This is a genomic window from Thiomonas arsenitoxydans, from assembly GCF_000253115.1.
Lineage (GTDB): Bacteria > Pseudomonadota > Gammaproteobacteria > Burkholderiales > Burkholderiaceae_C > Thiomonas > Thiomonas arsenitoxydans.
This window is the reverse complement of record NC_014145.1, coordinates 595,434-617,238: the sequence shown is the minus strand read 5'-3', so window position 1 is coordinate 617,238 and position 21,805 is coordinate 595,434. Positions and strand designations below refer to the sequence as shown.

Annotated in this window: 17 protein-coding genes; 5 read left to right on the top strand and 12 right to left on the bottom strand. The window is 60.5% G+C overall.

Translation table 11 applies throughout. The annotated features are described in order from the left end of the window. Nucleotides 1-2 precede the first annotated feature (2 nt). Both THI_RS18325 and THI_RS02815 read right to left on the bottom strand, forming a co-directional pair. Complete coding sequence (locus tag THI_RS18325; RefSeq protein WP_013104716.1) at nt 3-1,289, bottom strand: restriction endonuclease subunit S domain-containing protein; 1,287 nt, start codon at nt 1,287-1,289, stop codon at nt 3-5. Beyond that, nucleotides 1,279-2,844 carry a class I SAM-dependent DNA methyltransferase gene (locus THI_RS02815; protein WP_013104715.1) on the bottom strand — a complete coding sequence of 522 codons (1,566 nt, stop codon included), beginning with the start codon at nt 2,842-2,844 and terminating at the stop codon, nt 1,279-1,281. The genes THI_RS18325 and THI_RS02815 overlap by 11 nt, the downstream gene beginning before the upstream one ends. Before the next feature lie 373 nt (nt 2,845-3,217). On the opposite strand from THI_RS02815, the gene THI_RS02810 reads away from it, so the two are divergent. Then, nucleotides 3,218-4,111, top strand: coding sequence for an NAD(P)-dependent oxidoreductase (locus THI_RS02810; protein ID WP_013104714.1), 894 nt, complete (start codon nt 3,218-3,220; stop codon nt 4,109-4,111). 231 nt (nt 4,112-4,342) lie between these two features. Here the strand turns inward: THI_RS02810 and THI_RS02805 are convergent, their stop codons facing one another. The 7 genes from THI_RS02805 to THI_RS18720 form a co-directional block, all read right to left on the bottom strand. Next, complete coding sequence (locus THI_RS02805) at nt 4,343-4,789, bottom strand: PH domain-containing protein (RefSeq protein WP_013104713.1); 447 nt, start codon at nt 4,787-4,789, stop codon at nt 4,343-4,345. A gap of 306 nt (nt 4,790-5,095) precedes the next feature. Beyond that, entirely contained in the window at nt 5,096-6,157 is a 1,062-nt protein-coding gene (locus tag THI_RS02800; protein ID WP_013104711.1) for a GSU2403 family nucleotidyltransferase fold protein, read from the bottom strand. Between the two features lie 688 nt (nt 6,158-6,845). Next, nucleotides 6,846-8,126 carry a DNA primase family protein gene (locus THI_RS02795; protein WP_013104710.1) on the bottom strand — a complete coding sequence of 427 codons (1,281 nt, stop codon included), beginning with the start codon at nt 8,124-8,126 and terminating at the stop codon, nt 6,846-6,848. Continuing rightward, the gene (locus tag THI_RS02790; protein ID WP_013104709.1) at nt 8,123-8,338 is read right to left on the bottom strand and encodes a hypothetical protein; all 216 of its coding nucleotides are present in this window, start codon (nt 8,336-8,338) and stop codon (nt 8,123-8,125) included. The genes THI_RS02795 and THI_RS02790 overlap by 4 nt, the downstream gene beginning before the upstream one ends. Before the next feature lie 251 nt (nt 8,339-8,589). Beyond that, entirely contained in the window at nt 8,590-8,979 is a 390-nt protein-coding gene (locus THI_RS02785) for a single-stranded DNA-binding protein (protein ID WP_231836256.1), read from the bottom strand. Then, nucleotides 8,976-10,145, bottom strand: coding sequence for a replication-relaxation family protein (locus tag THI_RS02780; RefSeq protein WP_231836338.1), 1,170 nt, complete (start codon nt 10,143-10,145; stop codon nt 8,976-8,978). The genes THI_RS02785 and THI_RS02780 overlap by 4 nt, the downstream gene beginning before the upstream one ends. A gap of 159 nt (nt 10,146-10,304) precedes the next feature. Then, entirely contained in the window at nt 10,305-10,448 is a 144-nt protein-coding gene (locus THI_RS18720) for a hypothetical protein (RefSeq protein ID WP_156515495.1), read from the bottom strand. A gap of 1,216 nt (nt 10,449-11,664) precedes the next feature. Between THI_RS18720 and THI_RS02775 the strand changes: the two genes are divergently transcribed. The 3 genes from THI_RS02775 to THI_RS02765 all read left to right on the top strand — a co-directional run bounded on the left by THI_RS02775 (nt 11,665) and on the right by THI_RS02765 (nt 17,802). Beyond that, nucleotides 11,665-14,190 (top strand): tellurite resistance TerB family protein, encoded by a 2,526-nt coding sequence (locus tag THI_RS02775; protein ID WP_013104705.1) that lies wholly within the window; start codon nt 11,665-11,667, stop codon nt 14,188-14,190. Further along, nucleotides 14,187-15,491 (top strand): ATP-binding protein, encoded by a 1,305-nt coding sequence (locus THI_RS02770; protein ID WP_013104704.1) that lies wholly within the window; start codon nt 14,187-14,189, stop codon nt 15,489-15,491. Before THI_RS02775 ends, THI_RS02770 begins: the two co-directional genes overlap by 4 nt. Nucleotides 15,492-15,600: 109 nt before the next feature. Further along, entirely contained in the window at nt 15,601-17,802 is a 2,202-nt protein-coding gene (locus tag THI_RS02765) for a DEAD/DEAH box helicase (RefSeq protein ID WP_013104703.1), read from the top strand. A gap of 400 nt (nt 17,803-18,202) precedes the next feature. Here THI_RS02765 and THI_RS02755 read toward each other — a convergent pair whose 3' ends face one another. Next, nucleotides 18,203-18,415 carry a hypothetical protein gene (locus THI_RS02755; protein WP_041608877.1) on the bottom strand — a complete coding sequence of 71 codons (213 nt, stop codon included), beginning with the start codon at nt 18,413-18,415 and terminating at the stop codon, nt 18,203-18,205. A gap of 647 nt (nt 18,416-19,062) precedes the next feature. Between THI_RS02755 and THI_RS02750 the strand changes: the two genes are divergently transcribed. Then, entirely contained in the window at nt 19,063-20,217 is a 1,155-nt protein-coding gene (locus THI_RS02750; RefSeq protein WP_013104700.1) for a lipase family protein, read from the top strand. Between the two features lie 317 nt (nt 20,218-20,534). Here the strand turns inward: THI_RS02750 and THI_RS02745 are convergent, their stop codons facing one another. Next, nucleotides 20,535-20,837, bottom strand: a complete 303-nt coding sequence (locus THI_RS02745) for an STAS-like domain-containing protein (protein ID WP_141130493.1) — start codon at nt 20,835-20,837, stop codon at nt 20,535-20,537. Further along, entirely contained in the window at nt 20,831-21,754 is a 924-nt protein-coding gene (locus tag THI_RS02740) for a putative Signal transduction histidine kinase (protein WP_013104697.1), read from the bottom strand. Before THI_RS02740 ends, THI_RS02745 begins: the two co-directional genes overlap by 7 nt. Nucleotides 21,755-21,805: the final 51 nt, after the last annotated feature.

Genomic DNA, 21,805 nt, shown 5'->3' with positions numbered 1-21,805 from the left:
GGTCAAGAAGTTGCGAAGGCTTCCTCGGCCTCGGGCAGGCGAAGTTTGCCTGAAATTAGGCGTGGCAAGAGGGCGTCGCGGACGGCAGCCAACTCCCGCGCATGTAGCGCGCCAATCACTCGTCGTTCCAGAATGGACCTCATCAGCGGCGAAAGAGCGTCCAAGACTTCAGGTGCTGGCATGGCCACGCTCGCCTCCATCAAGTGCACCCGCTGGATATGCCCCATCGTAGTCGCCTTGTGGGCGGCAATCTCACGAAATGTGGGCAGGAATTGTTTCGTTGCCAAGTAGTAGAACCACTTTGGCACCTTGCTGGACGTTACTTTGAACAGATGTTGATTCAGGGCGCCATTTCCGCCGCACCATAGCTCCACTTCAAGCGAACCAGACCATGAGAAGAGGACATCACCATCACGCACAATGTAATCGGGTTTAAGCCGCGAGCTAGCCCTGTCAGCGCCACTGGTGTTGCCTGCACGAAGCTGTGCAATCTTGATTACTGGCAGGTACTCTTCATCACTCTCCGGCGGGAACTTCTGCATGGCCAACCCGTTGAGGTAGTTCGCGAACGAGTCAAGCGAGCGAACCCCCCACCCTTTCGGAATCTCCCCCAGCGCCGACTCCTCGAACTCACTTGGAAACAACGCCGCCGTTGCTGCATCCATGCCTTCGGGCTCGCGCCCCTCGGCCTTGGCGCGCACGGGGTCGAAGTCGATGAACCAGCTCTTGAACAGCGCCTGGGCGATGGCTTCAAGCGTGGCGTTGGTTTGGCGCAGGAGGTCGATGCGACGGTCAATAGCTAGCAACGGAGCGAGCACTTCATCTTGAACAGACAGCGGCGGAACGGGCAGGCGCAGCAGCTTCGCCGACGCCACGTTGAAGTGCTGCTGAACAGCGCCAACCGTATGGGCAGTGACGTGCGAAGCCGCCATGGCGTTTACCCAGTAGGACAAGAAGTGCGGGTTCAACTCTTCTCCGCAGCGAACTATGACGACGTCAGAGCAATTCGCTTCAGGCAGAGCATCTGAAACGACGGCACACGTCCCTGGCTTGCCGGTCCGCACGATGACCACATCACCAGGACGTAGCGCCGACTTCCGCAGGCGGTCGTGGAAGTCACGCGAGATGTACTTCACATCACCAAGGTCAATCTCGAATGGACGAACATTCAACGACCGCAAGAACGGCACTCCCTCGGCGACGTACTGGTCTGCCATCGTCCCCACAAATCCCACTGTGATTTCGCGAGCCACTTCGGAGAGAGGTCGCGGCACCCACTCAAACCGCATACCCAATCCTCCCCAGCTTCTCCCGAATCACCGCATCGAGCTCCGCGCCTTTCGCCATCTGCTCGGCAAGCAAGGTGGTCAGCCGCTCCATCTTCTCGTTGAACGCCTCATCGTCATCATCCACCGCCTCCGCGCCCACATACCGCCCCGGCGTGAGCACATGGCCGTGTTCGGCAATCTCGGCCAGCTTCACCGCGCGGCAGAATCCCGGCACATCGGCATAGGGCTCTTGCGCACCAGCCTCCCCATCCTGTCGCCAGCGATGCACCGTGCCGGCAATCCTGGCCACGTCCTCGTCATCGAACACGCGGTTGACACGGGTCTCCATGCGCCCGAGCTTGCGGGCATCGATGAACAGCACCTCGCCCCTGCGGTCGCGGCCATGGGCGGTCTTGCTCTTGGTCAGGAACCACAGGCAGGCGGGAATCTGGGTGTTGAAGAAGAGTTGCGGCGGCAGCGCCACCATGACTTCCACCACGTCGGCCTCGACCATGGCCTTGCGGATGGTGCCTTCGTTGTTCTGGTTGGACGACATGCTGCCGTTGGCCAGCACCACGCCGGCCTGCCCGTTGGCGTTCAGGTGCCAGAGGATGTGCTGCAGCCAGGCGTAGTTCGCATTGCTCGGGTTGGGCGTGCCGTAGAGCCAGCGCTTGTCGTCCAGCAGGCGGTCGCCGCCCCAGTCGGAGATGTTGAACGGCGGATTGGCCAGCACGTAGTCGGCCTTGAGGTCGGGGTGCTGGTCGCGGTGGAAGGTGTCGGCGGGTTCCTTGCCGAGGTTGAAGTCCATGCCCCGGATGGCCAAGTTCATCGCCACTAGGCGCCAGGTCGTGGGGTTGGCCTCCTGGCCGTAGATGGAGATGTCGCCAAAGCGCCCGCCGTGGCTCTCGATGAACTTCTCGGACTGCACGAACATGCCACCCGACCCGCAGCAGGGGTCGTAGACCTTGCCTTGGTGCGGTGCGAGCACTTCGACCAGCACCTTGACCACCGAGGCCGGGGTGTAGAACTGCCCGCCCTTCTTGCCCTCGGCGCTGGCGAACTGGCCGAGGAAATACTCGTACACCTCGCCCAGGACGTCTTTGGCCTGGGTGCCCGTGCCGAAGCCGATGGTGGAGACCAAGTCCACCAGCTCGCCCATCTTGCCCGGCTCCAGTTGGGCGCGGCCGTAGCGCTTGTCCAGGATGCCCTTGAGGCGCGGGTTGTCGGCCTCGATGGCGTCGAGTGCCTGGTCGATGCGGATGCCGATGTCCCAGAGCTTGGCCTGGGCGCGCAGGGTCTCCCAGCGCGCGACCTCGGGCACCCAGAACACATTAGCCATGGTGTAGTAATCGCGCTCCTCCAGCGCGGCGGCCTGGTCGGCCGCATCGGGCAGGTACAGGTCGGACGCGGGGTCGTTGAACTGGGTTTTGAGTTGCTCGCGGCGCTCGTCGAATGCGTCAGAGATGTATTTGATGAAGATGAGCCCAAGCACGATGTGCTTGTACTCGGCGGCGTCCATGCTGGAGCGCAGCTTGTCGGCGGCGGCCCAGAGCGTTTTCTTGAGGTCTTGGTTCATGCAGGGTACAGACGCCTTGTCCTTGTACTTGTTTTGCCGTACTCCGCCAGCGCTTGCGCGATGTCGGCGAGGCTGGCATACAACTTGATTGGAATCCCAGTTTACGGGCAGTGGCAGAGATGTAACTGGAGGAAATGTGACCAAGCGTACAGAGTCCTGTAACGGCGCAACACGGGGGCATTCTCGATTTTGCGATAGTCATGGCGTGACGCGGATGCATCCGATACCAGGCCGCACCAAGGCTGCCGATGGCCTGGCAAAGAAGCCTGCCCCGCCGCGACAGCACAAAGTCGGCATCCAACGGAGAATTCCCGGTTGGGCATGCCAGGGGCCTAGTCCTGGGCCCTTCTCACTCACCAACAAGGAATCCACGATGCAAGACTCATCGGTCACTTTCATCGGTCTGGGCGCCATGGGGGAACCCATGGCCTCGAGCGTGCTGCGCAGCGGCGTCGCGCTGACGGTCTACAACCGCTCCCGCGAGCGCGCCGCGCCGCTGGCCGCGGCAGGCGCCAAGGTGGCCGACTCGGTCGCAGCGGCGGTGACCCCTGGCGGCGTGGTCATCACCATGCTGGCCAACGACGCTGCACTGCTGGACGTCACCCTTGGCGGCTCGGGTGTTGCCGACCGGCTGGGCGCTGGCGGTCTGCATATCTCGATGAGCACCGTCTCGCCGGAAACGTCCCGCCATCTGGCTGCCGAGCATGCCAAGCGGGGCAGCCTGTGGCTCAGCGCACCTGTCTTCGGTCGCCCAGAAGCGGCCGCTGCGCAGAAGCTGTGGATTTGCCAGTCCGGCACGGCCGAGGCCAAGGCACGTGCCAAGCCACTGCTCGAGGCCATGGGCCAGGCCATTCACGACTTTGGTGAGGAGCCGGGCGCTGCCAATGTCGTGAAGCTGTCGGGCAATTTTCTGATTCTGTCCGCCGTGGAGGCGATGGCCGAGGCGCTCACCTTGGCCGAGAAGAGCGGAATCGACCGGCAGGCCCTGGCCGGTTTCCTGGGACAGACGATATTCAACTGCCCCATCTATCAGAACTACGGCCGCATCCTGGCAGCCCAGACTTACGAGCCGGCGGGATTCAAGCTGGAGCTGGGCATGAAGGATGTGCGCCTGGTCCGCGATGCGGCCGAGAGCGCCACGGTGCCGATGCCCTTGGCCGACTTGCTCCATGCCCGCCTGCTGACCAGTCTCGCCAAGGGGCGCGGGCAACTCGACTGGACAGCCATCGAGATGGTCAGCGCTGAAGACGCGGGCAAACGTGCCTGAGCGGCGATGCGGTGGCATGCATAGTTTGGCCCGACACCGACCCACCCATGAGTACTGCAGGTTCTCGTAGATGCCGGCTGCGGCGGGATAGGTCGGCAGCCGGCATCGAGGAGGGCTCCGATGACACATTCGCAAGCTCCTCGCGCAGTTTCTGCGCGACGCATGGTTGCGTCTAGGCTTGGGCGTGTTTCGATTCGTTTGCCGGATGGAAGCAATACGTGTGGCGGTGCTCTACCCCGCCAACTGCTCTTGCACCGCCCGCCGAAACTGCAGCGGCGCGGCGATGCGATGGAACGGGTCGTGGGTTCCGCCGGTTCCGACCACAGCAATCGAGCCGAAGTTGAAAATTCGCCCGGCAATCCCCTGGTCGACGGTGATGCTCTCAATTTTGCTGAGCACAATCTCCACAGAGGTCCTGCGGATGAGCCCTACCTTCATGATGACGCGCTTGTTCGTGACTGCGAATTCGGACGTCTTGTAACGAATGAAGGCGCCGAGCAAACCAGCCACGCCTGCGAGCAGGAGGATGACGCCAATGACCGCGACATCACCGTCGAGCGCGAGGACGGCGAGCCCGAGGAGGAGAAGCAGGGACGGTGAGACGAACACGATGCGGCTGAGGTAGCCGCGGTGCAGGATTTGCTCGTTGGTCAGCAGATTGCGGTCGATGTAGCTCATCAGCTCCCCCTGGTTGAGCCGCGCTTGGTGCGGCTGGCGGCTTTGCCTTGCTTTGCCGCCACCTTCGTGTGGCTAGCTTAGCGGCGAAAGTGGCGGGGGGACGGAAGAAGTCCGCGATTCGGCAATATGCGGAGGTCAGAGGCGTCGTCGGATTGGAGATGCAATGGGCGGCCCCGGGCAAAGCGCGAGCCGATGTTGATGCGGCGGCGTCACGCTGTAACCGCGTAACGACGTAACGACAAAGCCATGCGCTTCCACGATTGAAATCGCCGGCCCCGAAGCCTGCAAAATCGTCGCCACAAGGTCTCAGGCCTTGGCACTCAGGCCAGCTTGCAACGCCTCAATGGCCGCAGGGTGCGCGTTTTGCAAAAGGCTCTTCACAAAAGACAAGGCACCTCGAGCCTTCGCGCGCGCGGCACTTGGCAAGGCCTGGCAGGCGTCCTCGATGTCCCCCGGGCGCTGCTCGGCAAGCATGGCCAACAAGGTGGCCGCTTGCTGGAGGTCCTTGCTGGCCTTGGCGTGCATCGCAGCAGGACGCAGCCGCCCGACAACCAGCTTATGCAGGGCAAAGCGTGCGGCGTCAGGAATGCGGACCGGAACTGCGCCGTGCCGGGCCAGCAGCACGCTCATCTGGGTGTTTTCAAGCAGGTAGCCCAGATAGGGCAGCGCCGTGGCATGCGCGCGCAACTCGGGTACCGGGACGATGGCAATGTCCTGCGTTCTGGCCGGGACCAACAGGTCCACATGGAAGCGAGAGGGACCGATTTGGGTGAACGATGTTGCGGGTTCAGCCGGATGCAGGCCGGGAACCTCCACAAACGCAATACCAGTCTGTCGCAACATGCCCAAGAGGCCATCGTCGGGTACGCCGGCCAAGGCCAAGGGGTGCCCGCGAGCGATGTCGACGTCTTCGGTGCGGTACGCCACGGCCTGAATGCCCAGCATGTTCAGCAGCACGGCATAGGCATGTGAGCCCACGAGAACAGCACCGGCGGCAAACAGACCATGGTTGTACAAGACACCAACCGTGGCGCACGTTTTGTTGTCGGCGAGTTGAAAGCCCAGCCGCCCAAGCTCGCGAATGCGCGCGATGAGGCCGTGGCTGCGCTCCATGCGTTGGCGCATGGTTTGTACACGCTGCAGCACGTCAGGGTCCCTGGCGGTGCCCCCTAGGGTTTCTTCGCACCGCTTGCCTTCCGGACTCATGAACTGCCGCGCGAAATAGACGTGTGCGCCCCGTTTGTGCTCGATGATGGTGCCGGGCGCGCCCAAGAGAACCTGCTCCTGCGTGGCAGCCGATTGAGCCAGACTGGCAAACAGCGTGCTGTAGGCCTGTTCGTGCACCCGGTACAGGGCAAAGGCATGCATGGCGTTGCGCGAATTTCAGTAATTTCAAATAGTTTACTGAAACATGGGTGGCATCTCTCATGGACTGATTCAGGCGTCAGCAAGTCAAGCGTCATCGACAGAAGTCGAAATCACAGCGCAAGCACCCAGCCACCAGCGGGACGTTGCGGGCGCGCATGCGTCCTTCAGCTTGGTTTGCCAGACCCACCGCGCCGGAACGCATCCTTGGAGAGCCGCGTCGACCCTGGACCCTTTCCTTCCTGGATAGATTGTCTTGCTTCATGCACTGGCCAACTCTGGTCGGCCAGTGTGGCGGTGGGACGCAGAGCCGGTTGCCCCTGTCCCATGCGTATTCGAGGCCTGCCACCGGCGGTTCGTGGTGGTCGCCCTGCCTGGCCCCGACTCGGGCCAGGGTCATGCGCCAAGTGGCTGCCTTGGCTGTGCTGGCTGTTGCCGGGTCAAAGGCGCACCCGGCGCATGTTGTAGGTGATTGTTTTGATGGATGAATGCTGCTTCTGTGCCGAGTGTGACGGGTCAGAATCCAAACTTTCGCGAAAGATAAGGAAAAAGGAAATAGGAGTCACACAACCCAAAGTCTTTGGGATTTTCGCCTGGCACACTCGGCACGGCCATTCCTCGGGCAGAGCCAACGCAAAAGGGCGCGAGACCAATGCACTCGCGCCCCGCGCCCTTGATGCAGCCCTTCAGTTCAGATATCCAGGTCTGTCGTCGATGCCGAGAGCTTCACATTGCAGACCCGCCGCTGGCCAGGCCCCGTCCGTATGCGCGCCTCGGTCAATTCCCGAAAATGCTCGCGCACCCGCTTCCAGAATTGGACGACGCTCACCTCGTGCATGGCATTGACCGCGCACCAGTTGCGATAGTGTTCGAACACACGCTCCTTCGGGACATCACACGCCAGCTGTAGTTTCACGCCGAGGTCTTCAACCCACGCCACGACGGAATTCGTGTCCGCTTTGGCTTCTTGCAGCATCGCCTGCATTGCCGCCGGCATGACAGGGTCAAAGCCTCCACGGGTTTGTAGCCGCACCAGTCCATCGAGAGCCCAGCGCAGCACGCCGGACAGTTCTTCGCGGACGATGGTCTGCGCGAGGAGCGGGTCACGCTCGCGCTCCGGAATCGTGACCGAAAACGGCACCACGTCCCAACGCCGCCAAAAGCCGCTGCTGTGGTCGGATATGGCCGGGAGGTGGTTACCGAGAACAAGCCACTTTCCGCGCACATGGATGCTGAGTGGTTCGCGGTACTTGCGGTCCACGGGTATGCGCTCCCCGGCAATCATGGATTTGAGCCGCTGCTCGTCAATCGGTTTGCGAGGCACCTCGTCGACATAGACCAGGCTTGCACCAACGAGGACCGACAGATGAAAGCCGGCCAACTGGTCCAGCGCCATTGCCGCGATGTGGCCGTGGAGGGCTTGGACCACATTTGCGAGAACCCCCTTGCCATTGGCGCCTTCGCCGAGCCAAAACTGTGCCCGCTGGTAACGCGCATCCGCAAGAAGTGTGTAGCCGATGTACTCCTGCACGCGTGCCCGTACGCTGGGGTCCGGCAATACCCTTTGGACAAAGGCTGCGAAGTGGGCTGGCATCACGCCCTCAGGCGCATAAGGGCAATCGAGACAATGCGTCAGCCCCAGGCTCGGGTCGGCGGGCTTTAGAACGAGCTCTGCTCCGTCAAGATGCACGTAGCCGGACTGGGTCGGCACGACGACCGCATCCGTGAGCTTGGGCAGGCGTGGGGAAAAAAGACTCGCAGCACGAACTGCCTTACGGGCGTTCTCGGCACTCGCCCAAGCAGGGTCTTGCGCGACGAGCCACGCGTACGCATCGCGTTCAGCCGCTTCTTCATCGATAGGGGACCAGTGAGTGCCCGTCCACTGATAGAGAAGGTTGGAGTCCGAGGCGATGCCACCGGTCGCGACGGCGTGGCTGGCGTAGAGATGGGGCTGGAATGCGCGGCGCGTCATTGCAGCCTCCCGCGAGGCATGGCCGGCTGCACGTATTGCCCAAGCCAGGCATCGACATCCACAGCGCGCCACCGCAGCAGGCGCGTATGCGGCAGCATCAATCGCGGCGGCACGGCGTCTGGGTTGCGGCGAAGGTCTTTTTTGATGGTCTCGGGGCTGCGTCGCAGCATCTGCGCGAGCTCGTCCAGGTCGAGCAATTTTTGTGCTTCCATGGTGAAACTCCAGCCGGTCGTTTATGGGCAGAGACGCCGACCGACTGCGGACTCTCACGCCGACTGACGCCTGTTTTTGGCATCAGCTGGCACGTCTAGGCAGTGCATTTATCCACCTGCAGTCATCGGCAGGTCTTCGACACGCGCCAAGCCGGCGATGGGAGCTATGGAGGGTCAGCCGTGGAAGGTTTTTCCATAAAACCAAGAAAAAAGCCCCCGGTGTCGGGGGCGCTGGAATCAACGAAGACCAGTCAGTCTTCTTGTTCTTGCCGCGCAGGCTCGGTGGCCTGCGCGGCGGGTTTGGCCAGCTTGGTCGCCTCGAATGCCAGAATCAACAGGGTGCCGGTCGGTTTGCCTTCGCGTGAAAGGTAGAAGTCGGTTTTCAGCTTTCCAGTGACTTTGACAAACGCGCCCTTGTCGAGCTTGGGGTTGTGGTCCTTCATCACGCGCACCGTGTACCAGGTCGGTTCGGTATCGACACCGCGCTGGCTCTCTGCCAAGCGAAACTCAAAATGTCCCCGCCCAGTGGATTTGCTGACCTTTCGCTCCGGCGCGGTCGCGACGTTTCCAAAAACTTGCATGTTTTGTCCTATTCGAATGGAGATGGCATGGCGCCATCCCTTCGTGTAGCGACGGGTCACTCATCGTCCACCGTGACGAGCGGCGACCCGGGCATCGGCCATAGGCTGAGGTTTCCTGGCCGCCTGTACGGGAGGCAGTTGTCGCTGAACCAACCATCGGTGCTCCATCGATTGCTCGCGTCAATCCGCACCTTCGGCAGCCAGATTGGCAGCATCTGCACGATGACATGCCCAACTTGCTCGTCTATCAGCGCGGTTCGACCGTCCTGACGCTTGACCGGGATTGCCGCCATCACTTCATAGACGCCATCACTCTGCCGCCGGATGTGCCTACGCCCTTCGGTCAGCACGAGCTGATTGCAAGCAGCCGCGAGCTGCTCGACGATGCGCAGGGCATCCCGCTCAATGCGCTCGGTTTTGCACATGACGACAACGCGGCGGAGAACGCGACCGTCGGCCGTTTTGTTGCCAATTGCTCCGACCAGAGCAGCCAAGTCGGCCGCGCGGTCTGAGCCACGCTTGCTGCGGTCAACCTCGAACCAGGTGACGCCTCGCCCCTCCACATCGAACGCGACGGCATCTGGGCGCAGGTGCTTGCGGACAGAGGCGCCGCGGCGATGGACGCTCACGGTGATGTAACCTTGGACGGCCTTGCTGCTCCCATTGCGCGTGCCAGCTTTGGCATTGGCATTGAGGTCATGCAGGAGCTCGGATTCTGTGACCGCACGGAGGCCTCGCGCCCAGCTGCAAACCACAAGAAATTGGGCCCACAATCGGTGTTCGGGATTGGTCATATCGCTGACCCTTCGCACTGAAGATGCGGCGTCGTGGCCATGGTCGCCGAGCCAATCTACGCCGGGCTGCGTGAGTCCGTAGACCGTCTGGAATCGGTCGGTCCTGTAACGACGCAGAAGGCCACGCTTGACCATGCCGCGGACCGCCCGTTGGGCTGCTGTCAGGGAAGCTTTGAATGGGCGCTCGGGAAAGCAAGCGGCGGCGACGTCGATGGTGCGGATGACCCTAAATCTGTTTGCGAGCCGAAGGGACCGTTCGAAAATGGCGTCACGCAGATGGAGGCTCGATGCCCTGGTGGTCAGACCGCGAGAGGGTGCGAGCGGGCGTTGGTCGTCGTAACCGTGTAACGCTGTAACCGGCGTGTCGCCGAGTTTGGCCTCGTTGGTTACGCCGTTACGCGTTACAGCCGTTACGCCGTTTCGCGTGCTCACGGTGATGCCGGAGGTGGCGCCACCTGTTGCGGGCGAGGGTGAACCTGTGGCGACTGGCCCGGCATCGCGTGTTGCGTTTGGGCGTGTCTTCGTTCGTGCTTGCATGGCTGGGGGCTCCGTGTGTGTCGTTTTCGGGGCCGCTGTCCAGCGCTTGTCTCGTCACGGCAGCAGCGGCATGTCTCGTGTAGAGATGACCGCGCCATCAGGGCCTAATAGCCAGCCCACCACGCCGCCGTCGGGCTGATGTTGGTTGGGCGAGGGTTCACGCACGGCCGCCTGCGGGCAGGGGGCAATGGGTGTCATCCCCGCAGACTGCCTCGCGCGCTAGGGCGCGCGTCGTTCATGTTTTCGTCGCGACGTCCGACAAGGCCGCTGTGCTCCCCGCCCGGCTTCGCCGGTGCGAACCGCCGCCGTCCCTAACCGTCTATCGAGGCCCTATGTCCATCGACGTCGGCACCAACTGTTCTTCCAGCAGCCGTCTCCTCGCAGCTGGCCCGGTCTTTCAAGCAGCCGTGCCATCGAAGGTGCCCCCGGGGAAGGTGACTTTCCACGTGGAAAATCGTGCTCCCACCCCTTGGGTGAGCGCGCCACCCTGGGTTCGGTCATTGAAAGCCCGGGGCCCGAGCTGCTTGCAGCCGCGCGCCTGGCGGCGCCCGCTCAGTCCATCGGAGGGGGCTGCGCTGGGACGGCGGCGGTTCGCACCGCCTTGCCGTGCCCGGTCGCGGCAGCTGACTCCTCGTTCGCGTATCGACTGGGAGTAGCGTGACCCTTACTCTCAGCAACTCTCCGTGCAATGCACGCTGCTGGACGCAGCACCGTCCGCCGGAGGGCTCGGCAAGGTGATGGCCTATGGCGCCGTCGGGGTGGGGGTTTGTGATGGCGCGCTAGTCGATGGTGAGGGTGCCGCCGGTTGCCCTGCGAGGGCATCACAGTGATGCCACGGACCGTGCACGCATGTTGCTTGCATCGGTGTCACCGCTGGCATCCCGGCGATGCGCGGAGAGTGCTAAGTAGCGGCCTCTGAGGGCGTGGGCGGGGTGCTGCGCTCGTGCCAAGCAGCAACGACGTCCGAAGCATCCGCCAGCAGCCGGTTGGTGAATGGCATGGGGTTAGCGTGAGCATGATTGGTCTGCCGACCTAGATACCTTTTATAACGGAAAACGTTCCAAGCTGCTACTGCACGGAAGGACATCTCAGCACTGCCGTCCAGCATGCGTGACAGAAGCTTCTAGATGGTTTCTCAAGTGGTAGAGCGCCAGGACGCTTCAGGGAGCCGCGGCTTCGGGTCGACCGGCTCCTTGAGCACTGTGCCCCTCCGGACCACACCGCTGCTTAAGCCAAAGCTCTTCGCCGATTCACGTGAACGCGCAATCGCAACTGGCTATTTGACCCTGGGCGCAAATTCTTGTTACGTTTGCCCGCGTAGTGAAGAGGAAGGCTCGGGAACTACCTAAGCACACACGCGCTATTCTCCCTCATAGTGCCCGGTAGGTGCGGACGTGCTTGAGGGGAAGGGCTGGTGGCAAGAAGAAGAAAATCGAGCTCAGGCGGCGCGGCGGCGGTTCTGTTTTTTGGCGCGCTCGTACTTCTGACGTCCATTCCCAAGGAGGTCTGGATTGGCATCGGCGTGGTCGCGGCAGTCGGCTTCCTTCTGTACCTACTCGCCACAAAATACAAGAAATCTCCCTCACCGGTGTCCGTGCCCCGGCCGGCCCAGCGCGACGTGTGGCAATCCACAGTTCCGTCGCCGATGACCCAGGCCCCTGTCGGAAAGGATGTGCTCGCGGAACATCTTGCAGCGCCTAGAACGGCTCACATGGAGCAACTTTCGGCACATCGAATCGAGCCGACACTTCAACAGGTTCAAACGCCCATAGCCGCCAAGACTTCAACGCCCGACGTGCCCGTCCCCATCTCCGGCCCGATAGTAAAACCACAAGCAACACCAACCTTTCGGGTGCCCTCTCCTCCTAAGGGCTTTGGCCAGGCCCGCTGGACACCTCCGGGTGAGTCGGTCGCCGTCGCTGGGATGGTCCTGCCGGACGGCATGGTCTACGTCGGCACGTCGCTGCCGACGCCGTATGGCCGCAATGACCCGTGTCTCATCGACCCATCTAAGCCGGTTGCCAAAGTCGGCAACTATGCCGAAAGGCAGACGACCTATTGGCCAAGCTATGCCGAGGTGTCGCCCGACGCTCGGCGCGCGTACCTCACCTGGCTGGCTAGCGGACGTCGAGACCCAGCCGCTGACGTAGGGTTCGTCTTCCTCTTCTTCTACGGGCTGGAGCGGCGGGTTCTCCTCGACGCGCCTGTAGACGAGCGGGCCCGGTTCGAGCTACCTGCCATAGCGGCCGAACTGCGCGGACTGCTGAGCGCCTATGGAGCTGCGTCTGGTTCGTTTCGGCATCACGCGCACCAGCTCCTGGAATGGGTAGAGCTGGCTGAGTACCCGCCCCGTCTGTACGAAAAGCCCGTTCCCGCATTGGCCGAGGCCTACGAGCTTCCGCTTTACCTTCGACTCGCGCTCGGTCAGACCGCGGTCGACGGCGTGCCCGTTCCAGTCCATATCGCGCTCGCTTGGGCGCGGATGGCGCCGACTGTCTACCTTCGCACGCCAGCGCAGAGATGCGCAGACGAATTCGAAAAAATGTTCCACCAAGAGTACGAGACACAGTGTGGTCGTGGCATCCAATTACCGCACAATCGGACCAAGCTGAAATTCAGCTACCACCCAGCTTCTTCGGGCTTCCGCGGTAGCTCTGAGGTTCACGAGCCGAAACTCACTTTCGGCAATATCCCAGACATCACCGTACTCACGGGGCCGACCAAGAAGCTTCAAGCGGTCGTTGACGCGGCAACCAAACCACTGGAGTCGTACAGCCGATTAGTTGGGAGGGACCCCGCGTTCAAGGAGTCCCTAGAGGCAGTGCTGCAACTTCCGGAACCGCTCTGGCCCTTGGCGGTACGAGAAGTCATCCAGAACCTTCAGTCACGCATGGTCGACGGCGTTGCCGAGATGACCTTCGGTGCCTTGCTGGCCGCTTTGAATGCAAAAACCATCTTCACGAAGGAGAAGACCCTTGCTCTGGCGCGCGTTCTAGAGGCCTCCGGTATCGGCTTTGAGCCTGACGTATTGGGGGAAGCCAAACTCCCAAAGCCAGAAGACCCTGTGGTTGTATTCAAACTGCCTGCTGAGTCGGGAGCGATACGCGGAGGCAGCTCCTTCCATGTGGCAGTTCTCACCCTCCAACTGGCCTCGACCGTGGTGGGCTCGGACAACGAGACAAGCAACGCCAAGGCGGGATTCTTGCGCGAGGCAGTCCGCTCCTGGCAACACCTAACACCTGGGCAGGCATCGCGATTGCTGGCTCTGCTACGACTGCTGCATCAAGCACCTACATCGCTGACGGCACTTAAGAAAAAGTTCGAAGCCGTTGAACTTCCAGCCAAGGAGGCCATTGCGGCGTTCATGGCGACTCTGGTACGGCCGGATGGCGAAGTCTCCCCGGCGGAGTTGAAGACCTTGGAAAAGGTTTACAAGACCCTGGGTGTCGACCCCCAAAAGGTGTTCTCCGATGTGCATGGAGCCGCAGCGGGCAAGCGCCTCACAATCACGCCTGCTCCTGCCAAAGATGATGCGGGACTCCGGCTTGACCCGGAGCGCATCGCCGCCCTCCAGAGGGACACGGAGCGTGTGTCGGCGCTCTTGGCAGACATCTTTGTGGAGAGTGAGCAAGCACAGGGACCCGCCGCTGCCTCAACGACTCCGGTGGGGGAGCAGCCGGAAGACACGGACGCTGCGCCGACATCCACGACGCTACTTGGACTGGATGAGGCGCACTCCTCCTTCGCACGCATGCTGGTGAGTCAACGCGAGTGGAGTCGCGAAGACCTTCTGGACATCGCTGGCGACCTCGACCTCATGCTTGATGGCGCGCTTGAGCACATCAACGACGCAGCATTTGACGCTCACGATATCCCGTTCTCCGAAGGGGATGACCCGGTCATCGTGAACCCGGAAATCCTCGAAAAAATACGAGCATGAATACCGCCATCATTCGCCCCAAGGACCGAGACGCCGTCCTCCAATCGCTGCGTGCCGGAGTGGTGCCCAGCGTGGGGCAGCGTCTTATTCAGGTAGGTCGTGCGCGAGAGATTGAAACCCTCGTTGCGGACATTGAGCGCGTGGCCGATGGGGGCTCCGCATTCCGCCTTGTCATCGGCGAATACGGCGCAGGAAAGACGTTTTTCTTGAACCTGGTTCGCTCGGTTGCCATGGAGAAAAAACTCGTCGTTGCAACGGCCGACCTGAACCCGGACCGCAGGTTGCATGCGGGCGGTGGTCAAGTTCGGTCGCTATATGCCGAGTTGATGCGCAACTTGTCTACGCGCACCAAGCCCGACGGCGGAGCACTTAGTAGCATCGTGGAGAAATTCATCTCCACCGCGAAGGCCGAGGCCAAAACGTCCGGGCAGCCCACGGAACCTGTACTGCGCCAGAAGCTTGACCAACTGACTGAGCTGGTCAACGGCTACGACTTCGCGGACGTCATCGCAGCCTACTGCAGAGGCCATGACGAGGGCAATGAGCAGCTCAAATCGGATGCGGTGCGCTGGTTGCGTGGCGAGTTCAGCACTAAGACCGATGCCCGCGAAGCCCTTGGAGTACGTAGCTACGTTGACGACGCTTCTGTATACGACCAGCTCAAGCTCATGGCCCGGTTTGTTCGGCTCGCAGGCTTTTCCGGCTTGCTGGTCGGGCTCGACGAGATGGTCAATCTGTACAAACTGGCGAACGTGCAAGCTCGCAACGCGAATTACGAGCAGGTGCTGCGCATCTTGAACGACTCGCTACAAGGCACAGCTGTGGGCCTCGGCTTCGTGCTGGGCGGAACACCCGAGTTCATGCTCGACACACGTCGCGGGCTGTTCAGCTACCCCGCTTTGCAGAGTCGATTGGCCCAGAACAGCTTTGCCACCAACGGCCTGGTGGACCTCAGCGGCCCGGTCATCCGGTTGTCCAGTATCGCCCCCGAAGAGTTCTACGTGCTTCTCCAGAAAATTCGCAGCGTCTACGCTTTCGGCGACGTGGAGAAGCACCTTATCCCGGACCAGGGCATCTCCAGCTTCATGGAGCACTGTTCGAAGCGCATAGGCAACGCCTACTTTCGAACGCCGCGAACCACCATCAAGGCCTTCATCGACTTCTTGGCCGTGCTTGAGCAGAACCCGGGAACCTCTTGGCAGGAACTGCTCGGTGGCCTCGACGTGGTGGAGGACAAAGGCGGAGCTGCAGACCTAACGGTCGAAGTCAACGACGACGAGTTCGCATCGTTCAAAATGTGACGCCCAGCCTCTTGCTATCCATGAGACCCGGAAGACAAGTCGCGGAGTCTCTCCACAGGCTCCTGCCACCCTCCGTCAGTTTGGCCTTGCCGCACGTGCGCAGACAACCATGACTCAGCAAGAGTCCAGCGCGTTTTACTTGTTGGATGAGCGCATCCAACGCTTCATCTGGGCAGAGGGCTGGGAGTCACTGCGATACGCCCAGGAGAAGGCAATCCCGCTCATCGTTCGCGCAGACCGGGACGTCATCGTGGCGGCGGCCACCGCAAGTGGCAAGACGGAGGCAGCCTTCCTGCCAGCACTGACGCACTTGCTTCAATCTTCACCTCCCGGGCTCATCGCCTATATCAGCCCGCTCAAGGCGCTCATCAACGACCAGTTTGGGCGCCTCAGCCAATTGTGTGAACAGCTGGAAATCCCCGTGTGGCCCTGGCACGGTGATGTCTCCGCAGCCACCAAGACGCGGTTCCTGGCCAAGCGGCATGGTGTCTTGCTCATCACGCCGGAATCGTTGGAGGCTTTGCTGTGCAACCGCGGGACTTCCATCGCCGCGGTCTTCGGAAGTCTCACTTTTTTTGTGGTCGACGAGCTCCACGCATTCATTGGCTCAGAGCGTGGTAAGCAACTTCAGTCGCTGATGCATCGCGTGGAGCGTGCTATTGGCCGGTCGGTTCCTCGAATTGGCCTGTCGGCAACGCTCGGGGACATGAGCTTAGCTGCAGAATTCCTGCGCCCAGGGGCGGGCTCAGGGGTTGCATTGGTCGAGTCCAAAGAATTCTCCGCAGAGCTGAAGGTTCTGGTGAAGGGCTACGAAGAACCGCTGGTTGTGCGTCAGCGGGACGACGATGAAGCGCCTGAGCCAGTGACGCCTGCCCAGATTGCAGCGCATCTCTTCAAGAGCCTTCGTGGGTCGAATAACCTCATTTTTCCCAACTCACGTCGCGAGGTTGAGCGCTACACGCACTTGCTGAATGGGCTATGCCAGGAACAGCAGGTACCGAACGAGTTCTGGCCGCACCACGGAAGTCTCTCGAAGGAAATTCGCTCGGAAACAGAGGCAGCGCTCAAACAAAGAGAGCGCCCGGCGACGGCCATCTGCACCAACACATTGGAGTTAGGCATCGACATAGGCGCGGTGAAGAGTGTGGCCCAGATTGGACCTCCTCCGTCCGTTGCGAGCCTCAGGCAACGGTTAGGCCGCTCCGGGCGACGCAAAGGCGAGCCAGCTGTACTCAGGGGATACTGCGTAGAGAACGCTCAGGGCGGCAGACTTTCCCTCGCTGATGAACTCCGTCTCGACACCGTTCAGATGACAGCGATGATTTCGCTTCTGCGGGAAGGTTGGTTCGAGCCGCCGGTAGCTAATGGCGCACATCTTTCGACACTGGTCCAGCAAATACTCTCCTTCATTGCGCAGAACGGAGGCGCGACCATCGGAGAGCTTTACCACCTTTTGTGTGGCCCGGCATCGCCCTTCATCGGTGTCTCGAAGGGTGAATTAGTGGAGCTGGTTAGGCACCTCGGGAAGAAGGAGCTGCTCATGCAGGACCCGTCTGGCCTCCTACTGCATGGGCGTATTGGCGAGAAGATGGTCAACCACTACTCGTTCTATGCTGCATTTGCGACGGATGAGGAATTTCGCATCATCGCCGGCAGCAAGACGCTCGGCACCTTGCCTGTATCCCAAGCTCTGACAATTGGGCAGCGCATCTTGTTCGCTGGAAGAACCTGGCGCGTTGAGGAAATTGACGAAGAACAGAAATCCATTTTCGTCACACGCGCAGGAGGCGGCACACCTCCGCTCTTTTCCGGTGGGGTCGGCCGTACGCACACTCGGGTACGCCAGCGAATGCGGCAATTGCTCGAATCGACTGAGGTTCCAGCCTATCTTGACGCAGCAGCTGCGCGCTTCCTGGACGAGTCCAGAGCTACCTATGCCAGACGCGGCCTCGCTGAGTCCTACTTGGTGGACCAGGGCTCCGAACTGGTCCTTTTAACTTGGCTCGGAGACGCGGCAAACGAAGCCCTAGCTTGCCTCCTGCAGTCTCGGGGAGTCGCCTCGACAGCAGGCGGTCCAGGTATCGAGGTCCCCAAACACCACGAATCAGCGCACGAGATTGCCGCCGTCCTGTTAGAAATTGGCGCGAGCGCCACTCCTTCCCTTGAGTATCTGCTGGCTGACGCAAAGAATCTCCAGCGTGAAAAGTGGGATTGGTCGCTTCCGGATAGTCTGCTACGCAACACGTATGCAAGCCTCCGGCTTGACATCGATGAGGCGCTGACTTGGGCAAGGGGTCTTTCGCCGGGCTAAGCGGACTCGTACTCAAGTTGCCAGTCAGACGGCGCCTTTTCTGCGCGCAGGTCCCACTTTAGCCATTGCGCCGCAGCCGTTTCTGCTACAAGTGCCAATTGCTATCGACCCAATGAACGGATTGCTTCTCGTTGCCCACGTCGACAAGCTTTTCGACGGCTACCAGCTGAGCTTTGACCCGTCACGCGAGGGCTTCCGCCCAATCCATCCGCGTGTTCGCCAAGAGGTGACGCAGCTTGAACTACAAAGAAGAGTGGGCGCGTCCTCAATGCCAGTCAGCTACGGCTTGAGGATGAGGGGAAATTTGGCCGGTACATGGGCGAGCACCTGGAGCGCCACCTAGCGCTGGTTGAGGTGTACCGGCCAATGGAGTGAGCGTTCTCGGCCTCAGCGCCTCCCCTCACACCTCGACGATTACGTACCGCATCCTCCCACTCACCCTGCAGCTCTGGCGTATCTGCTTGTGGGCAAGCAGCTGCTGGAAGAGCCCGGCCGGCAACGGGGCCGAATCACTACCGAGTCGGATGCGGTAGGCGAGCGGAGCGTCCGAGACCTGCTCGATGAAGGCGCCGGCGGCGAGGAGTTCGCGCGCGGCTTCGTACTGGTTTTGCATGTTGACCTCAACTTTTTGCGGACGCACGAACCCTGTGTCGTGCGCTTCAAGTTGAGGTCGGCGGGCGTGGCGCCCGCGGTGGGTGGTCAGTTCATGCCGGGAATTCTATTGGGAGCCCATGAAAATTTGCCGTTCATTTCCGCTCGTCGCACTTACCCCCTCGTTGGTCGTTGTGGCCGGTAAGGCACGCGCTATGACTTCAGACTTCAGACTTCAGACCAAGCCAAACAATTGGCATTGACTACCGTCGACAGACACGATTCATCTGCGCTTCAGCAACTGCAATCTGTCGCGCAATACGAAGACTCCTCGGCGCAGTATGTGCCGTTAGCTGATTTTTGTCCCCCGATTTGTGAAGCAATTCCTGGCCCAGCGGATAGCAGAAAAGCATAGGTTGACCAAAAATTTATGCTCTGGACACCATCCTCACCGAGATTTGGATTCCGCTGGATGCGCGCTCCATCGGTTCACATCTCCCCACACAATCCGAAACACTCTTAGGTTTGTTAATCCTTGCCGAGAGATGTACTCTTTTCCTATAACTTGTGGCTGTAAAAGCCCACTAGTCAAGGACCATGTTGCAGCCATTTCCGCGACATTGTTCGGTTAATGCGGGCGCCGATGCGCACTGGACAAGGGGTCACGCTATGGCATTTTCTTCCGGCTATCAGTTTCAAGAAGCGCGCGATGCATTGAATCTGTGCATGCAGCTCAACGGGAACGGACTGCCTGCTCCCGCCCCTCTCCCGCCCCCTCCTACGTCGTGGACGCTCGATTTCGCGAGCCTGACGCAGAACCCTGCATCGCCCGAACCATCGCGATTCGGTGGAACGCAAGATGGTGTTGGCCCCTTCAACAATGCATGGGCCGGTTGGCGCAATAGTGCGAGCACCGGCGCATCCGGTTCCTACGCAATCGTCATCCGGGGCACGGTTGGGACTGTTTCCAGCATGCTGGACGATGCCTTGGCAACGACCGTGCAGTGCAATGCATCCTTTCCCCTAACTGCGGCCGGTCCGCCGTTGGGCAACCTGTCGTACGCGACGGTGAAACCAAGCAATTCCGAAAAATCGGGCGTCCATTTGGGGTTTTTATGGAGTGCGCTGGTTCTGCTGTATCACAAAGACATTGGCATTCTGAAGAAGCTTCAGCAACTCCCTCGGGGTTGCAACATACTAATCTGCGGTCATAGCCAAGGAGCGGCCATTGCGACGCTGTTGCACTCGCTGTTGCTGCATAGCAGCGGAGGAACTGACGCGCTAGCACACGCACTGGAGACTAAAGAGTTCAACTACAAGTCCTATGTGTTTGCGCAACCAAAACCAGGCAATTGGCAGTATGGGCACGACTTTGCGCAAGCTGCCGGGAACATCGGCTTGGCCATTTGCGTCAACAATTCGCGGGACTGGGTCCCGCAAACTCCATTGGCACTGGACCTTCCCGATGAGGTCATCAACAACCCGATTGACAGTTGGCTCGCACGGAAGAACGCCATACTGAAAACGGTAGCCGCGTGCGTGGAGTCCTCAGTAGCCACTCTGCGAGACGGCCTCGCCGATGTCGTAAAGCATGGGGCAGAGGCTGCAGCAGGTTACCTCGGTCAGAACATCGACACCAGCTACCTGGCTCAAGGCCCAAGCGTGAACAATGCTACCCCGTACCTGAACTATGTGCAGTGCGGAAAACTGTACTCACTTGAGGCAGTGCCTGCACCAGATGAAGAAAACGCGGATTCCTTGTGGCAGCATCATCTTGGAAATTACAGCGCCTTACTCGACGCGCAGGGAGCTAGCTTCATTTGAGCCGGTCCTGTTCCATAGCTGTCAACATTCCACTCGCAACAACTTGGCCAAGAGGCAAGCGATGCGCTGTGGATTGCTGCGGTTCAACGCGCCATTGACGTCGGCCCATTGGAGCCGGCCACACAGCGTCCTAGCGCGGCGGCGCCTGCCCTCACCCAATAGGTTGCGCGCGGACCTTCGCTGACCATGCGCCGTCGATGAATCTTTCAGGCTCGCCGTACTTACAATGGGTGTGCCACCGCAGCTAGAGAATCCGCACCCAACACGAAGAGCAACCAGGTAGTCGACCTTCTTGCCCGTGGACATGCCTGGGGTACTCATACCCCGGCCAACCGCTTCTTTTCTTGCTCCACAAATTCGAAGCGACTTCGAATAAGCTCATTTATTTGCCGGGTTGACTGGACGAAAGTCAGCACTTCCCGGGCCCGCTCCAGAGAAACCTGTTCCAGCAAGCGGACAAATGCAGCATTTACAAACGCAGATGGCACTGACGTAATGCCCGTGAAATCGACTTCAACGCGCTGTCCTTCCATTACCGGTGGAAGGATGAGACGAAAGATGACATCTCCATCCTCGTAGGAGGATGCGGTCCTCACATGGTCCATAACCTTCACTACCATGAGAACGGCTCCACTTCTGCGTCCGATGCGACCCGCTCTAGCGTATCTGTTCTAAGCGTCACTCGAACCAACGTTCCCGGGTAGCCCCCCCCTGTGGCTCGTGCCGTAATTTTATATGGGGGAGGGCCGGCAGGGTTCGGAACCGCGGACAGGCTCCCACGGGCGGAAACAATGAGCACATTGCCTCCATTGTTCTGAGTGACGTACTTGATGAGAGTGGGCAAACCCGCCCCTCGGTTCTGCACATTGCTCTTCGTTGTGAAGCCCTCTTGGCATGCCAGGCGAAGTGCCGCAGAGTCACTAGCGCTCGGCTCTCTCGTTCGTACTACGCGCGGAATTCCGGCACCGAAGTCGGAAATGGCTATCTGGATTTGATTTTTTTTCGGAAAGTACTGCGCGAAAGTGCACCCGATGCGTACCCCAGAGTGGTCTTGCACGTTGTGAAGAACCTCCTCGAGCGAAACGCGAACGCCATCGAGCGACTCTGGCCTCATTCCCACACGCTGACCAACCCACGGCATAACGTCGCTCAGCAAATACGCCTGAGCCTGTTCGCTATGTATGAGCCTGAGCGGCATGGTGGTAGAGCGAACGGAGCCACCAAATATCCTCTTGCCAAGATACCGCTCGAAGAAAAGGGAGTCATCGAGGAACTTCGTTCCTGCAGTCTCCGTCGCATGGTTCTTGAAGCTGACCTTGCAACCCAGCGTTTTGAAATACTCAATAACATTTGATAAGACAACGACACCAACCGGTTCGACGAAGGTCAACCTGCTGAAGTCGAAAATGACCTTTGAACACTTTGCGTCACGCTGCTCGTCGACGACCTCGGCCAAAAACGGAAGCATCGTCTCTGCGTTGAAGATAAGAGGTAGGAGGACGGCCCTCTCCACGGGAAAAAGAATCTTCCAAATCATGCGTCGCGTCAGCCTTCTCTTTTTGCACACGCGTCACTAGCGTGATATGGC